The 14,707-nt window shown below is 66.6% G+C and carries 14 protein-coding genes; all 14 read right to left on the reverse strand.

Annotated elements, in window-relative coordinates:
• Window positions 1-1,141 (reverse strand): flagellin (locus AB9O74_RS17625; RefSeq protein ID WP_369350086.1); only part of this gene is annotated, 1,141 nt, incomplete at its 3' end.
• 81 nt (window positions 1,142-1,222) lie between these two features.
• Window positions 1,223-2,419: a flagellin gene (locus AB9O74_RS17630; RefSeq protein ID WP_369350087.1), complete on the reverse strand. Its 1,197-nt coding sequence runs from the start codon at window positions 2,417-2,419 to the stop codon at window positions 1,223-1,225.
• 79 nt (window positions 2,420-2,498) lie between these two features.
• Complete coding sequence (locus tag AB9O74_RS17635) at window positions 2,499-3,662, reverse strand: flagellin (protein ID WP_369350088.1); 1,164 nt, start codon at window positions 3,660-3,662, stop codon at window positions 2,499-2,501.
• Window positions 3,663-4,033: 371 nt separating this feature from the next.
• On the reverse strand, window positions 4,034-5,236 hold the full coding sequence (gene flgL / locus AB9O74_RS17640) for a flagellar hook-associated protein FlgL (protein ID WP_369350089.1): 1,203 nt from the start codon (window positions 5,234-5,236) through the stop codon (window positions 4,034-4,036).
• Window positions 5,233-7,113 (reverse strand): flagellar hook-associated protein FlgK, encoded by a 1,881-nt coding sequence (gene flgK, locus AB9O74_RS17645; protein ID WP_369350090.1) that lies wholly within the window; start codon window positions 7,111-7,113, stop codon window positions 5,233-5,235. The genes flgL and flgK overlap by 4 nt, the downstream gene beginning before the upstream one ends.
• Before the next feature lie 8 nt (window positions 7,114-7,121).
• Entirely contained in the window at window positions 7,122-8,336 is a 1,215-nt protein-coding gene (gene flgJ, locus AB9O74_RS17650; protein WP_176989017.1) for a flagellar assembly peptidoglycan hydrolase FlgJ, read from the reverse strand.
• Window position 8,337: 1 nt separating this feature from the next.
• Entirely contained in the window at window positions 8,338-9,456 is a 1,119-nt protein-coding gene (locus tag AB9O74_RS17655) for a flagellar basal body P-ring protein FlgI (RefSeq protein ID WP_369350109.1), read from the reverse strand.
• 43 nt (window positions 9,457-9,499) lie between these two features.
• Window positions 9,500-10,192, reverse strand: coding sequence for a flagellar basal body L-ring protein FlgH (gene flgH / locus AB9O74_RS17660; protein ID WP_176989016.1), 693 nt, complete (start codon window positions 10,190-10,192; stop codon window positions 9,500-9,502).
• A gap of 22 nt (window positions 10,193-10,214) precedes the next feature.
• A complete protein-coding gene (flgG, locus tag AB9O74_RS17665) occupies window positions 10,215-11,000 on the reverse strand; it encodes a flagellar basal-body rod protein FlgG (protein ID WP_102788470.1) in 786 nt (261 codons plus the stop codon).
• A gap of 104 nt (window positions 11,001-11,104) precedes the next feature.
• Window positions 11,105-11,860: a flagellar basal body rod protein FlgF gene (locus AB9O74_RS17670; protein WP_176989015.1), complete on the reverse strand. Its 756-nt coding sequence runs from the start codon at window positions 11,858-11,860 to the stop codon at window positions 11,105-11,107.
• A gap of 32 nt (window positions 11,861-11,892) precedes the next feature.
• The gene (flgE, locus tag AB9O74_RS17675) at window positions 11,893-13,116 is read right to left on the reverse strand and encodes a flagellar hook protein FlgE (RefSeq protein ID WP_176989014.1); all 1,224 of its coding nucleotides are present in this window, start codon (window positions 13,114-13,116) and stop codon (window positions 11,893-11,895) included.
• Window positions 13,117-13,147: 31 nt separating this feature from the next.
• Window positions 13,148-13,834, reverse strand: a complete 687-nt coding sequence (locus tag AB9O74_RS17680) for a flagellar hook capping FlgD N-terminal domain-containing protein (protein WP_176989013.1) — start codon at window positions 13,832-13,834, stop codon at window positions 13,148-13,150.
• Between the two features lie 26 nt (window positions 13,835-13,860).
• Window positions 13,861-14,268, reverse strand: coding sequence for a flagellar basal body rod protein FlgC (gene flgC / locus AB9O74_RS17685; protein WP_088435081.1), 408 nt, complete (start codon window positions 14,266-14,268; stop codon window positions 13,861-13,863).
• A 3-nt stretch (window positions 14,269-14,271) separates the two neighbouring features.
• Window positions 14,272-14,667, reverse strand: a complete 396-nt coding sequence (gene flgB / locus AB9O74_RS17690) for a flagellar basal body rod protein FlgB (protein ID WP_176989011.1) — start codon at window positions 14,665-14,667, stop codon at window positions 14,272-14,274.
• Window positions 14,668-14,707 lie beyond the last annotated feature (40 nt).

Genomic DNA, 14,707 nt, shown 5'->3' on the forward strand with positions numbered 1-14,707 from the left:
TGGCCTGGGCCAGCATGGCCGTACCGGCCTGCTGCAGGATCTGGGTGCGGGTCAGCTCTGCGGTTTCCTTGGCGAAGTCGGTATCGCGGATGCGGCTGCGCGACGCCGACAGGTTCTCCGTGGAGGTCTGCAGGTTGGCCACAACCGAGGTGAAGCGGTTCTGGATGGCACCGAGGTCGGCGCGGGTGTTGTTGATCGAACCCAGCGCCTTGTCGACGATTTCCAGCGCCTGCTGTGCGCCCAGCACCGAGCTGACATCCAGCTTCTGTGCATTGGCATCGGTGGCGGTGCCGGCGGTGTACGCGCTGGTGGCCGCAGCGGTGCTCCAGTCGGTGGTCGCCGCCTGGTAATTGCTGCGGGTCAGTGCGATGTCTGCGGCAACGACAGCCTTGCCTTCCTTGACCGACGACAGCTTCAGCGTGCCGTCGGTGTTGGCTTCGGCGTAGATGCCGGCTTCGCCGATCTTGCCGTTGATCGCGGTGGCGATCGCCTTGGCGGCGTCACCGACGGTGGCGCCATTCTTGACCTCGACCGTGCCGATATCCACGCCCATCACCTTGCCGCCGAAGCGCACGTCGGTGGCGACCGCGGCAACGGCAGCCGTGGCGCCGGTGGCGAAGGTGCTGGTGCCCAGGGACTCGACGCGGGCATCCACGACCTTGTCGATGGCGATCGCCTGGCCGGCGTTCGCGCCGACCTGGAACAGCTGGCTGGAGAACGAACCGTCCAGCAGCTTGGTGCCGTTGAAGTCGGACTGCTTGGCGACGCGGTCGATTTCGCTGACCAGCTGGGTCACTTCCGCCTGCAGGGCCTTGCGGTCGCTGGCCGAGTTGGTGGCGTTGGACGCCTGCACGGCCAGTTCACGGACGCGCTGCAGGTTGTTGCCGATTTCGGTCAGCGAACCTTCGGCGACCTGGGCCAGCGAGATGCCGTCGTTGGCATTGCGGATGGCCACGTCGGTGCCGCGGATCTGGGTGCCGAAGCGCTCGGAGATCGCCAGGCCAGCCGCGTCGTCCTTGGCGCTGTTGATGCGCGAGCCGGACGACAGGCGCTGGATGGTGGTGGCCAACGAACTGCCGGAGGTGCTCAGGTTGCGCTGAGCATTCAACGACATCGTGTTGGTGTTGATGACTTGTGCCATGGGAGTTCCTTCAGGCGTGGGTGGAACACGGGACGTCGGGGTCGACGCCGGTCAGACCGGCGCCGACGCGGCAGGCGTGGATCAGCGCAGCAGGCTGAGCACGTTCTGCGGCACCTGGTTGGCCTGGGCCAGCATGGCCGTACCGGCCTGCTGCAGGATCTGGGTGCGGGTCAGTTCTGCGGTTTCCTTGGCGAAATCGGTATCGCGGATGCGGCTGCGCGATGCGGACAGGTTCTCCGTGGAGGTCTGCAGGTTGGCCACGACCGACGTGAAGCGGTTCTGGATGGCACCAAGGTCGGCACGGGTGTTGTTGATCGAGCCCAGCGCCTTGTCGACGATCTCCAGTGCCTGCTGCGCGCCCTTGACGGTGCTGACATCCAGGTCGCTGGCGAACTTGTTGGCCGGTGCGGCGGTCGCCAGGGTGGCGACAAACGTCGGCGCCGTGGCGCCGCCGGTCCAGGTGCCCGGAGTCGCGGTGATGGCCTTGAAGGTGCCGTCGGTGTTGACGCTGTCCTTGACCGAGGTCAGGGTTACTGCGGTGCCTGCACCGTTGACCTCTGCGAATACGCCCGTTTCACCGATCTTTGCATTGATCGCGCTGACCACGGCTTCACGCGAGGCTTTGCCGGTGGCCGCAAGATCGGCACCCTGCTTGACGTCGATGTCAGCGATGTCGACCCCATTGATCTTCATGCCCGTGATCTTGAAGTCCGCATTGGCAGTCGGATTTGCCAGCGCCAGCGAGTTGCTGTCGAACTTTGCGCCGCCCAGCGCGTTGGCCTTGGCATCCACCACCTTGTCGATGGCGATGGCCTGGCCGGCGTTGGCACCGACCTGGAACAGCTGGCTGGAGAACGAACCGTCCAGCAGCTTGGTGCCGTTGAAGTCGGACTGCTTGGCGACGCGGTCGATTTCGCTGACCAGCTGGGTCACTTCCGCCTGCAGGGCCTTGCGGTCGCTGGCCGAGTTGGTGGCGTTGGACGCCTGCACGGCCAGTTCACGGACGCGCTGCAGGTTGTTGCCGATTTCGGTCAGCGAACCTTCGGCGACCTGGGCCAGCGAGATGCCGTCGTTGGCATTGCGGATGGCCACGTCGGTGCCGCGGATCTGGGTGCCGAAGCGCTCGGAGATCGCCAGGCCAGCCGCGTCGTCCTTGGCGCTGTTGATGCGCGAACCGGACGACAGGCGCTGGATGGTGGTGGCCAGCGAGCTGCCGGAGGTGCTCAGGTTGCGCTGAGCATTCAGCGACATCGTGTTGGTGTTGATGACTTGTGCCATGGGGTTTCCTTCAGGCGTACGTGGAGCGTGTTGCGGTGGAAGCGGCGCCGGTTGCCCGGCGCCTTCGGATCAAACGGGATCAGCGCAGCAGGCTGAGCACGTTCTGCGGCACCTGGTTGGCCTGGGCCAGCATGGCCGTACCGGCCTGCTGCAGGATCTGGGTGCGGGTCAGCTCTGCGGTTTCCTTGGCGAAGTCGGTGTCGCGGATGCGGCTGCGCGAAGCGGACAGGTTTTCCGAGGAGGTCTGCAGATTGGCGACGACGGAGGTGAAGCGGTTCTGGATGGCGCCGAGGTCGGCGCGCACGCTGTTGACCGATTCCAGTGCCTTGTCGACGATTTCCAGGGCCTTCTGTGCGCCGACGTAGGACGAGACGTCCAGGTCCTGCACGAAGCTGGAGGTCGCGGTGGCGGCAACCGAGCTGGGCGCGGCGGCGGTGGAATCGGCCAGGCCGAGCTGGGCGGCGCCGTCGATGACCAGGTCGCGGTCGGCCTGGACCGAGGTCAGCTTCAGGCGGTGGGTGTCCGGGGTGCCGGCGGTGGTGACCACTTCGGCATAGACACCGGCTTCGCCGATCTTGCTGTTGATCTGGGCGGCGGCGGAGGCGGCAAAATCGGCGGTGGTCTTGCCGGTAATGGTGCCGATGGCCGCGCCGTTGATGGTGACGCCGGCCAGGTCGGTGATGGTGCCGACGTCGGCGGTGCTGTCGACCGGTGCGGCAAACTTGGCGTTGCCCAGCGAGCTGGCCTTGGCATCGACGACATTGTTGATGGCGATGGCCTGGCCGGCATTGGCGCCGACCTGGAACAGTTGGCTGGTGAAGCTGCCATCCAGCAGCTTGGTGCCGTTGAAGTCGGACTGCTTGGCGACGCGGTCGATTTCGCTGACCAGCTGGGTGACTTCGGCCTGCAGGGCCTTGCGGTCGCTGGCGGAGTTGGTCGCGTTGGACGCCTGCACGGCCAGTTCGCGGACGCGCTGCAGGTTGTTGCCGATTTCGCTCAGGGAGCCTTCAGCGACCTGAGCCAGCGAGATGCCGTCGTTGGCATTGCGGATCGCGACATCGGTGCCGCGGATCTGGGTGCCGAAGCGCTCGCTGATGGCCAGGCCGGCGGCGTCGTCTTTCGCGCTGTTGATGCGCAGGCCCGACGACAGGCGCTGGATGGTGGTAGCGAGCGAGTTGCCGCTGGTGCTCAGGTTGCGCTGAGCGTTGAGCGACATCGTATTGGTGTTGATTACCTGTGCCATGGGTCGTCTCCCTTAATGGAATCCCGGTGCTGAATGGAACGAAGCGCCGCCGTTTTTTTGTTTTTGGCTGTGTGCTTCGCTGTTGCCAAATCAATAACGGCGCTTTGTCAACAACCTTTAGGCGGAGATTCACGCGGATTTGCAGGGGAGCGGGAGGCGCCTGGCTTTCAAGGGTCGCAGCGGGGCCGGGCGGGGCGTTCGGCCGCCGCAGGTCTGGAAATGCCGGGCAGGTCTCCCGCGGAGACCGGTGCCAAGGGCGTTCCGGCAGTGCCACGGGACGCCGGGCAGGCGGCGCGCCCGCCCCAGAACGCAAAAAGGCCGCGATGCTCAAAGCATCGCGGCCTTCAGGCCAAACCAGGTTGTAGGAGCGATCAGCGGATCGTGTTGAACAGCGACATCGACTGCATCTGCGAGAACAGGGTCTGCGCCGCCTGCAGGGCGGTCTTCTCCAGCTGGTACTGGCTCAGTGCGTCCGCGTAATCCAGGTCGCGCATCTGCGAGAGCGTGGTCTTGAGCGTGACGACGTTCGATTCGCGCATGTCGGACGCGTTGTCCAGCGCCTTGAGCTGGGCACCGCCGGCGGCGCGCGAGTCGATCATGCGCTCCGAGGCACGGGCCACGTCGCGCAGGCCGCTCTGCAGCAGGTTCTGCTGGGCCGCCTGCTGGGCGGGGGTGCCGGTATCCATCTTCAGTGCGCCGATCAGTGAATCCAGCGTGCCGAAGATGTCGCGGCTGGCGGCCGGACTGACCTCGAAGGTGTCGCCCGCCGCCGGCGCACCGTCGATATGCAGGCGCACGCCGTTGACCACCACGTCGTCGCCGGCCTTCAGGGTGCCGCTGGACACCACGTTGCCGCCCGCATCGAGCAGGTCGTAGGCATCGGCGGCGGTGAAGCGCACGCTGAAACCCTCGCCGTTCCAGCTGCCATCGCTGTCGCGGGTGACGTTGGTCAGCACGCCGCTGCCGGTGTTGCCAGTGCCGGCCTTGCCGTCCACATGCCCGTCGCCGGTGACGATGCGCATGAAGATCTCGCTGCCGGGCAGGGCATCCTGCACGTAGGTGTCCGGACCGACTTCGACCTGGCGCTGGTTCTGGTCGCCGTTGTAGACGACGCGACCATCGACCTGGCTGAACGGCGGGCTGCCATCATCCGTACCACCGAACAGATAGCGGCCGGTGCCGTCGGTACTGTTGGCCACCGCGAGAAGATTGCCGCGGATCGCCTCGATTTCCGTGACCAGGGACTGCTTGTCGGCCGCAGCCAGGCCGGGGTTGTTGGCGTAGATGGTCAGCTCGGTGATGCGGCCCATCATGTCGCCGACCTGGGCCAGCGCGTTTTCCTGCAGGCCGAGCCGGTTCTGCACGTTGCCGGCATTGAGCTGCATGCGGTCCAGCGAGGCCAGGGTGCGGTCCAGCCCCACTGCGCTGCCGGCCGAGACCGGATCGTCCTTGGCCGACACGATCTTGCTGCCGGTGGCGATCTGGCGCTCGAGGTGGCTCATCTTCGCCTGCGAGGCAAGCATCAGGGACACCGACTGATTGAACATCATGCCGGTGGAAATGCGGTTGTTCATCGCGAGACGGCTCCGAGGATGGTCTGGAACATGTTGTCGGCGGTGGAGATCAGCTGCGAGGCGGCCTGGTAGGCCTGCTGCAGGCGGAGCATGTCCGAGGCCTCTTCATCCAGGTTCACGCCGGAGATCGAGTCGCGTGCGGCCTGGGCCTGGTCGGTGATCACCTGCTGTGCCTGCAGGGAATACTCCGCGGAACGGGCGGCCGCACCGACCTGGGTGGTCAGGCCGCCCAGCGCGCCACTGAGCGTGACCGTGCCGTCATTGAAAGTCTTGGCCTGCTCGACCTTGGCCAGCAGCAGGGCGTTGCTGTTGTCCGAGGAGCCGGCCGGGGTCGGCCCGATGTTGAAGGTGTCGCCCAGCTTGGGCGCGCCATCCAGGACGAAGCTCCAGCCGTTCGCGGTGATGGTCTGGCCGGCGGTGTAGGTGTTCGGGCCGACCCCGTTGATGGTGTATTCGGTGGCACTGGTGAACACGATCGCCGCCGGAGTGCGCAGCGCGGCGTTGTCGGGATCGGTCACCTTGACGCCGGTCAGCTTGCCGCTGCCGGTGTTGGCCATCGCGGCGGTGCCCTTGATCGGGGCGGCCGCGGCGATGCGGGAGGTGTCGGTGATCGCCACTTCCATGCTGCCGGCCACGCCTGCGGTGGGCTGCAGCAGGAAGCGGTCATCCTTGGCCGGCGTGCCGCTCATGACCAGCGAGACGCCATTGAGGACCAGCGGGTCTGCCGCGGTGCCGCTGCCGGTCATCGGAATGCTGGCGCCGGTGTCGGCGCGGGTGGCCTGCCACTGGGTGCCATCGAACTTCATCACGATGTTCTGGCCGTCCAGCTTGGACAGATCACCGAAGCTGGCGCTCATGCTGGCCGTGCCGGTGTTGGCGCTGTTGGCGGTGATGCGCGGGTTGCCGATGGTGAAGAAGTCACCGCCCATGTTGCCGTACAGATCCGCGCCCTGGCGGTGGACATCGTTGAAGCTGCTGGCCATGCCGATCGCCAGCTTGCCCAGCTCGGCCTGGGCCGGGGTCAGCACCGTGTCGCGGAACTCCAGCAGGCCGCCGATCTGGCCGCCGAGCGTCTTGCCCTCGATGGTGATCTTCTGGCCCTGGCTTTCCAGCGCCAGCTGCAGCCGCTCGGGCTGGTAGGGGTCGGTGACGGTGGTGACCTTGGAGGCCGTCGTGCCGACCACCAGCGCCTGGCCACCGGCGGTGTAGACGTTCATCAGCCCGCCGTCCTGCATCACCGCGGTGCCGCCGGTGTAGCCGACGAGATTGGCGATCAGCTGGTCGCGGCGGTCGAGCAGGTCCGGTGCGGCGGTCGCCGCATTGCCCCCGATCGCGCCGTTGAGCTGGGCGATTTCCTGGGCCAGCCGGTTGATCTCGGTGGCACCGGCGATCAGGCCGTTGTTGACCTCGCCGTTGAGGTTGTTGAGCTGGGTATTGAGCTGCTGGAAGCGGTTGGCCAGGGTCTTGCCGCTGTCCAGCATGTTCTGCCGGTCGGCGCTGCCGGAGGCATTGGAGGAGAGCCCGCTGACCGAATCGAAGAAGTTCGACCAGACCCCGGCGACGTTGGTGGCTTTGTCCGAGAACATCGCATCGACACGGTCGGCCATGGTGGAGAGCTGCTTCAGGCGCGCGAGTTCGCCGCTGCCATCGAGCAGCCGCGAGATCGCCAGCTGATCGGCGACGCGGCGGACATCGGTGATGCGGGTGCCATTGCCCACGTCGCCGTACCCGTAGTTCTGCGGGTCGGCCGTGGCGAAGTCCACCTTCTGCCGGCTGTAGCCCGGCGTTTTGATGTTGGCGACGTTATGGCTGGTGGTCGCCAGCGCCCGCTGGAAGGCGAGCAGGGCGCTGGTGCCGGTGGAGAGTACGCTGGACATGGATTACCTCAACGACGGATGACACCCAGCCCGGTCGGACTGGCGGTGCTGGCAAAAGTGCGGCCCAGGCGCTGGCCGGCATCGCTCACCGCCGCGACGGCGCGCTCGATGGTCGGGCCGCCGGCGATCGCGGCGATCTTGGCTGCGTAGGTCGGGTCGGTGGCATAGCCGGCGCGCTGCAACCCTTGGGCGAAGCTGCGCACGTCGCTGCCGGCCTGCAGGGCGTTCTGGTAGCGCGGGCTGGTTTTCAGCAGGCGCACGTAGTCGGCGAAGCTCTCACCCACCGAGTTGTAGGCGCGGAAACTTGCGGTTTCGTTGCGGCGCACGCCGTTGACGTACTCGTGGGTGCCGCTGGTGGCGCGCTCGCCCTGCCAGCCATTGGCCTTGATCCCGAACAGGTTGTGCGAACTGTCGCCACCACTGCGGCGGACCAGCTTGCGGCCCCAGCCGGTTTCCAGTGCGGCCTGGGCGACCAGCGCCTTGGCATCCACGCCCAGTTCGCGCGCGGCCTGCTGGGCGTGACCCCAGATGCTGGCGACGAAGCCGGCCGGGGTGTGCGGACCGAGTTCAGCGGCCGCGGTGGAGGCGGCCAGGCTGTCGACCGCACTGGGGCCGGCCGTCGCGGTGCGGTTGACGCCGCTCCAGCGGTCATCGGCCATCGCCCAGTCGGCCGCGGCCGGATCGGTTTCCGCGACCGCCGCGTACGGATCATTGCGGCCGATGGCCTCATGCATCTGGCTGCTTTCCCGGCCGGCAATCAGGTCCAGGGCGCGTTCCATCGGCTGCAGCACGGCGGAAGGCTCACCGCCACCCAGTTGCTGCAGCAGATCGACCTCGCGCGGCACCGACGGCGCGGCGCTGGCCGGCAGCGGCATGGCCGCGGCGGGTGCATTGAGGCGGTAGGCGCGCAGGGCGGCGGCCGGGTTGAGCGTGGTGTCGACCGGCTTGGCCGCGTCGCCTTCGGCGCCGCCCAACTGGCGCGCGATCATGCTCGACAGGCCGAGGCCACGGCCGCGGGTCATCGCGTCGGCGATCTTCTGGTCGTACATCTCGCGGAACATGGTGTTTTCGCCGGGGAACAGCGAATCGCCGAAGCTCGCCTCGCGCATGCTCTTGATCAGCATCTGCGCGAACTGGCCCTCCAGCTGGCGGGCGACCTTGTCGACCTTGGCCGGGCTGTTGGGCTGGGCGGGATTGAGTTCCAGGGCCGGTTGGATGCGCATGTCAGATCACCTCGAGTTCGGCGCTGAGCGCGCCGGCCTGCTTGAGGGCTTCCAGGATGGCGATCAGATCGCCCGGGGCGGCGCCCACGGCATTCACCGCGTGCACGATTTCATCCAGCGTGGTGCCGCCGTTGAACTTGAACATGCGGCTGCCATCGTTGGTCGCGGTGATGGTCGACTGTGGCGTGACCGCCGTCTGGCCGCCGCTGAACGCTCCCGGCTGGCTGACGTTGAGGTTCTCGTTGATGGTCACCGTCAGCGAGCCATGCGAGATCGCGGCCGCGCCGACGCGCACCTGCGAACCGATGACCACCGTGCCGGTCCGCGAATTGACCACCACCTTGGCCGGCGCGCTGCCGGGGGTGAGTTCCAGGTTTTCGATACGGGCCAGCAGACCGATGCGGGCGCCCGGATCGGACGGCGACTGCACCGACACGGTGACGCCATCGATGGCGCGCGCAGCGCCGTCGCCAAAGGCATTGTTCAACGCCGCCACCATCCGCGAGACCGTGGTGAAGTCGTTCTTGTGCAGGTTCAGGGTGATGTCGCCGCCGCCGCTGAACACATCCGGCAGGGCACGCTCCACGGTGGCGCCGTTGGGAATGCGGCCGACGCTGGGCACGTTGACCGAGACCCGCGAGCCATCCTTGCCCTGCACCCCGAAGCCGCCGACGATCAGGTTGCCCTGGGCGATCGCATAGACCTGTCCATCGGCACCGCGCAGCGGCGCCATCAGCAGCGAGCCACCGCGCAGCGAGACCGCGTTGCCCACCGATGAGACGGTGATGTCGATCGGCTGGCCCGGCTTGGCGAAGGGCGGCAGTTCGGCGTGGATGGCCACGGCCGCCACGTTCTTCAGCTGGGGATTGACGTTGGCCGGCACATTGACGCCCAACTCGCCGAGCAGGTTCTTCAGGCTCTGCACGGTGAAGGGCGCCTGGCTGGTGCGGTCGCCGCTGCCATCCAGACCGACCACCAGGCCATAGCCGACCAGCGCGTTGCCGCGCACGCCGCCGACCTGGGCCAGGTCCTTGATGCGCTCGGCGGAAGCAGGCGCAGCCAGCGCGAACACGGCCAGCAGCGCCAGCACCGCCCGCGTCGTGTTGTAGCGCGACGCCATGCGTCGCTGCCCGAACAGGGAGAGAAAGAAAGTCATGTCAGGCTCAGTACGGCGACAAGGCCGAGTTGAAGAAGCGGCTCAACCAGCCCATCGCATTGGATTGGGCGATCGCGCCGCGGCCGCCGTAGACGATGCGGGCATCGGCAACACGGCTGGAGGGAATGGTGTTGTCCGGGAAGATGTCCGCCGCGCGAACGATGCCCTGCACCTGCACCAGCTCATCCCCACGGTTCAGGCGCAGGTTCTTGGCGCCCTGCACGACGAGGTTGCCGTTGGGCAGGCGCTGGATCACGGTGACGGTCACGCTGCCCTGCAGGCGGTTGCTCTGCGCGCTGGTGCCCTTGCCGGTGAAATCGCGCGAACCGGCGGCACTGGCGCTGAGGATGTCCTTGCCGCCCAGCGTCACCGGTGCACCGAAGATCGTCGGCGTGCCGATGCTCAGCTCCGACTCTTTCGAGGTGGAGGTGTTGGCGGTGGTCTGCGCGGTGGTGTTCTCGGTCAGGGTGATCGTGAGCAGGTCACCGACATCGCGTGCGCGACGGTCCGAGTACAGCTGCAGGCCCGGGCCGGCGGCGTAGATCGCGCCGGCCGTGGCTTGGGCCGACGGTGGCATGACCGGTTCGACCGGGGCCATGGCCGGGTAGGGACGCACATCGCCGGCGATCACGCAGCCACTCAGGGTGGCGACGATGACGGCGGCGGCGAGCAGGCGGAGGGTAGGGGCAAGACGCGACATGGCAGGTTCCCGGGTCGACCGATCAGACGTTCTGGTTGAGATAGCCGAGCATCGCGTCGGTGGTGGAGATCGCCTTGGCGTTCATTTCGTAGGCGCGCTGGGTTTCGATCATCGAGACCAGCTCTTCCACCACGTTGACGTTGCTGCCTTCCAGCGCGCCCTGCACCACGGTGCCGAGGCCGTTGAGGCCGGGATTGCCGTTCTGCGCGGGGCCGGAGGCGGTGGTTTCCAGGAACAGGTTTTCACCACGGGCCTGCAGGCCCGCGGGATTGACGAAATCGGTCAGGGTCAGCGCGCCGATTTCCACCGAGGCGGCGTCATCGGCCATCTTCACGCTGATGGTGCCGTCGGTACCGATGGTCAGCGACTGCGCGCCTTCCGGAATCTGGATGCCCGGCTGCACCGGGTAGCCGCTGTTGGTGACCAGCTCGCCATCCTGGTTGCGCTGGAACGAGCCGTCACGGGTGTAGGCCGAGGAACCGTCCGGCATCTGCACTTCAAAGAAGCCGCGGCCATTGACCATCACATCCAGCGCGCGGCCGGTCTGCTGCTGGCTGCCCTGCTCGAAATTCTTGGAGGTGGCCACCACGCGCACGCCGGTACCCAGCTGCAGGCCCGAGGGAAGCTGCGTCTGCGCCGACGAGGCACCGCCCGGCTGACGGACCTGCTGGTACAGCAGGTCTTCGAAGCTGGCACGGTCCTGCTTGAAACCGGTGGTGTTGGTGTTGGCGAGGTTGTTGGAAACCACCGACATGCGCGTCTGCTGCGCATCCAGTCCGGTCTTGGCGATCCACAATGCCTGGTTCATGGCGTCATTCCTGTGTTGTAGCGGATGGCCGCGTGGTGCGGCCCTTGCGAAGGGCAATGCATGGCGCGTGCCACAACTGCGCCGGGATTACGTCACCGGGGCGATCAGCTGCCGAGGCGCAGCAGGCTGTTGGCGCTGCGGGCGTTGTCGTCGCCGTGCTTGATCACCTTCACCTGCATTTCGTACTGGCGCTGCAGCTGGATCATCTGCACCAGCGCACCGGCCGCATCGACGTTGCTGCCTTCCAGCTGGCCGCTTTCCAGCGACTTGCCCTGGGCCTGTACGAACGCCTGCTGCGGGTCGGTGTTGCGCATCAGCCCGTCCAGGCCGCGCTCCAGTCGCGCATCCTCGGCCTGCACCACGCGGATGCGGCCGATGTTGGCCATCGTCTGCGGGCCTTCGCCCAGCGGAATGATCGAGATCGTGCCGTCGTTGCCGATGTCCATCGCCTGGTGGGGCGGGATCGCGATCGGGTTGCTGTTCTCATCCAGGACCGGATGGCCGCCGGCGGTCACCAGCTGGCCATTGGGCGTGATCGAGAGGGCCGCACCGCGGGTATACGCTTCGCCGCCATTGGCGCCGGGCGCCTGCACGGCCAGCCAGTTGCCGGCCTGCAGGGACAGATCCAGCGGGTTGCCGGTGATCTGCTGTGCGCCCATGCGCCGGTTGAAGCCGGCGTCCACGTGCAGGGCATCCACGCGCGAGGCGTAGCCGGTCCCCTTGATCGGGAAAGCCTCGGTATTGGCGAGCGCCTCCTTGAAGCCGGGGGTGTCGGTGTTGGCCAGGTTGTGCGACAGCGTGCCCTGCGCCTGCAGGGACGCACGTGCACCGGTCATCGCGACGTAGAGTGCCTTGTCCATCGGTGTTTTCCCGTGTTGCGGTCAGTGGCTCATCAACGCAGGTTGATGATGGTCTGGGTGATCTGGTCCTGCGTGGAGACCATCTGCGAGTTGGCCTGGAAGTTGCGCTGGGCGGTGATCATGTTGACCAGCTGCTCGGTCAGGTCGACCGTGGAGGCTTCCAGCGAACCGGCCTGGATCTTGCCCAGGTTGGAGCTGTCCGGCGAACCGGTACGCGGCGTGCCGGAGGCGAAGCTCTCCGTCCACAGGTTGTTGCCCTTGGCTTCCAGGCCCTGCGCGTTGTTGAAGGTGGTCAGTGCGACCTGGCCCAGCGGCTTGTCGTCGCCATTGGAATAGCGCGCGTAGACGATGCCTTCCTCGGAGACGGTGATCTCGTTGAGCTTGCCCGCCGCGTAGCCGTCCTGCTGGGTGTTGCGCAGCGCGAACTTCTCGCCGTACTGGGTCGAACCACTCAGGTTCAGCGACATCGACAGCACGCCGGCGCCGGTGGTCGGGGTGAACGGATCCATCACGATCTGGCCGTTGGCCGGGCTGGTCAGTGCGCCGCCGTCGGAGAACTGCAGCGTGGTCGGGGTACCGGCCGCCTTGCCGTCCACATAGTTGTAGACCTGCCACTCGTTCGGGTTTCCGGTCTTCACGAAGTAGGAGGTCTGGGTGTGGCTCACGCCCAGCGAGTCATACACGGTGATGCCGCCGGTGGAGTGGTTGTAGCTGTTGGAATCGGTCGGGTCGAAGGTGTCGACCGTCGGTTCCTTGGCGTTGGCCGGCAGGGTGAAGCTGACATCGACCTTGCCGGTCTGCTTGGGCGGGCTGTCGGTGGTCAGCAGCTGCAGGTCGGTCAGGCGGCCGGCATCGAAGTTGGTGCCGTCGGCGTTCGGGGCGAACACCTGCAGGCGCGCACCCTGCGGGTTGGTCACATAACCGGCCTGGTCGGTCTGGAAGTTGCCGGCACGCGAGTACACGCGCGCACCGTTCATGTTCAGGGTGAAGAAGCCCTCACCGGAAATGGCCATGTCCAGGCTGCGCCCGGTCTGTTCGTTGTTGCCCTGCGAGAACTGCTGGGCGACGTTGGTCAGGCGCACGCCCGAGCCGACCGCATTCTTGGAGAGGCCGTAGCTGGTGGCCGAGAACAGATCGGCGAACTCGGCGCGCGACTGTTTGAAGCCGGTGGTGTTGACGTTGGCGATGTTGTTCGCGGTGACGTTCAGATCGGCATTGGCTGCGTTGATGCCGGACAACGAGACGTTGAAGCCCATGGGATGCTCCTGTGGATGCGGGTGGGGCGGCTCAGCTGATGCGGAGCACGTAGTCGATCGGGGCCGTGCCCAGACCCTTGAGGTTGAGGTACAGGCCGTCCGTACCGACCGTGACGCTCTCCACCGGGGCCTGCACGTAGGTGTTGAGCTTGGTCTTGGTGCCGGCGGTATCGGTGTGCGAGGCCGCGATGGTGTAGGTGCCTTCGGCCATGCGGTTGCCGTTGGCATCCTTGCCGTCCCAGTCGAAGGTGACTTCGCCGGAGGCCTTGGCTTCCACGCTGATCTGGTTGACCTTGACGCCGTTGGCGTCGGTGATGTCCACCGTCACGAAGCCGGCGCCGGGCGCGGCGACCATGCCGGTGACATCGCCTTCCTTCTCCAGCGCGAGCTTCTCCGACGGCACCAGCACTTCGTGGCCGACCAGGGCCGCGCCGCGCAGGATCTGGTCGCTGGACATCGAATCCTGGAAGCCCTTGACCGTGTTGTTGAGGTCGGTGATGCCCTGGACCTGCGACAGCTGCGCCATCTGCGCGACCATCTGGGTGTTGTCCATCGGCTTGAGCGGATCCTGGTGGCGCAGCTGCTCGGTCATCAGGCGCATGAAATCGGCCTGGTCCAGGGTGCTCTTCTTCTTGCTGGTATCGCTGTTGGGTGCGTTCAGGCCCAGCGCGGTGTAGATGTCGCTGCTGTTCTGGCCAACGCCGTTGGTGCTGCTCATGGGAGTGGATTCCTGCGGTAAGAGGGTCAGCGACCCATGGTCAGCGTGGCCAGCGCCAGTTCCTTGGCGGTGGTCAGCATTTCCACGCCCGCCTGGTAATTGCGCGAGGTCGAGATCAGGTTGACCATCTGCGCGACCGGGTCCACGTCGGGCTGGTAGATGTAGCCGTCGGCATCGGCCAGCGGGTGGCCGGGCTCGTAGCGCTGGATCGGCGCGGCGTTGCTCTGGCTGATCTCCTTGACCTGCACCGTGGTGATGTTCGGGTCGGTGCGGCTGGTCACCGACTGGAAGATCGGCTCCAGCGGCTTGTAGACCGCATCGGCCGAGCCGGCGACGGTATCGGCGTTGGAGAGGTTGGAGGCGATGGTGCTCATGCGCACGGACTGCGCCTGCAGCGCGGAGCCGGCGATATCGAAGATGGGCAGGTTGCTCATGGCTTATTGCCCCGTGATCGCGGTGAGCATGGAGCGCACCTTGGATTCGACGAAGCTCAGCGAAGCGCGGTATTCCAGCGCGGCGCGGCCGTAGGCGGCACGTTCGGCATCCGGGTCGACGGTGTTGCCGTCGATGCTCGGCTGCACGCCGTCCTTGGCGATCTGGAACGGGTTCAACCCGCCGCCGATCTCATAGTGCTTCTCGCTGGTGGTCTTCATCAGACCATTGGCATCCAGTCCCTGGGCGTTGCGCAGGGCGGCATCGAAGTCCAGGTCCTGGGCCTTGTACCCGGGGGTGTCGGCGTTGCTCAGGTTGCTGGCGATCAGCTTCATCCGCTGCTCGCGCAACGGCATGGCCTGGGCATGGACACCCAGATAGTTCGAAATCAGATTGGGCATGACGCACTCCCACGGGACGATGCCTGGGGCAGTGCAAGCG

Source organism: Stenotrophomonas sp. JAG2 (assembly GCF_041080745.1).
Classification (GTDB): Bacteria; Pseudomonadota; Gammaproteobacteria; order Xanthomonadales; family Xanthomonadaceae; genus Stenotrophomonas; species Stenotrophomonas maltophilia_AA.

What these genes read in the sequence shown, in the direction of transcription:
- AB9O74_RS17635 (WP_369350088.1), bottom strand. Translation starts at nt 3,662, where the DNA reads ATGGCACAGGTAATCAACACCAATACGATGTCGCTCAACGCTCAGCGC.
- AB9O74_RS17630 (WP_369350087.1), bottom strand. Translation starts at nt 2,419, where the DNA reads ATGGCACAAGTCATCAACACCAACACGATGTCGCTGAATGCTCAGCGC.
- flgH (WP_176989016.1), bottom strand. Translation starts at nt 10,192, where the DNA reads ATGTCGCGTCTTGCCCCTACCCTCCGCCTGCTCGCCGCCGCCGTCATC.
- flgK (WP_369350090.1), bottom strand. Translation starts at nt 7,113, where the DNA reads ATGTCCAGCGTACTCTCCACCGGCACCAGCGCCCTGCTCGCCTTCCAG.
- flgL (WP_369350089.1), bottom strand. Translation starts at nt 5,236, where the DNA reads ATGAACAACCGCATTTCCACCGGCATGATGTTCAATCAGTCGGTGTCC.
- flgJ (WP_176989017.1), bottom strand. Translation starts at nt 8,336, where the DNA reads ATGCGCATCCAACCGGCCCTGGAACTCAATCCCGCCCAGCCCAACAGC.
- flgE (WP_176989014.1), bottom strand. Translation starts at nt 13,116, where the DNA reads ATGGGCTTCAACGTCTCGTTGTCCGGCATCAACGCAGCCAATGCCGAT.
- AB9O74_RS17655 (WP_369350109.1), bottom strand. Translation starts at nt 9,456, where the DNA reads ATGGCGTCGCGCTACAACACGACGCGGGCGGTGCTGGCGCTGCTGGCC.
- flgG (WP_102788470.1), bottom strand. Translation starts at nt 11,000, where the DNA reads ATGAACCAGGCATTGTGGATCGCCAAGACCGGACTGGATGCGCAGCAG.
- flgC (WP_088435081.1), bottom strand. Translation starts at nt 14,268, where the DNA reads ATGAGCAACCTGCCCATCTTCGATATCGCCGGCTCCGCGCTGCAGGCG.
- flgB (WP_176989011.1), bottom strand. Translation starts at nt 14,667, where the DNA reads ATGCCCAATCTGATTTCGAACTATCTGGGTGTCCATGCCCAGGCCATG.
- AB9O74_RS17680 (WP_176989013.1), bottom strand. Translation starts at nt 13,834, where the DNA reads ATGAGCAGCACCAACGGCGTTGGCCAGAACAGCAGCGACATCTACACC.
- AB9O74_RS17670 (WP_176989015.1), bottom strand. Translation starts at nt 11,860, where the DNA reads ATGGACAAGGCACTCTACGTCGCGATGACCGGTGCACGTGCGTCCCTG.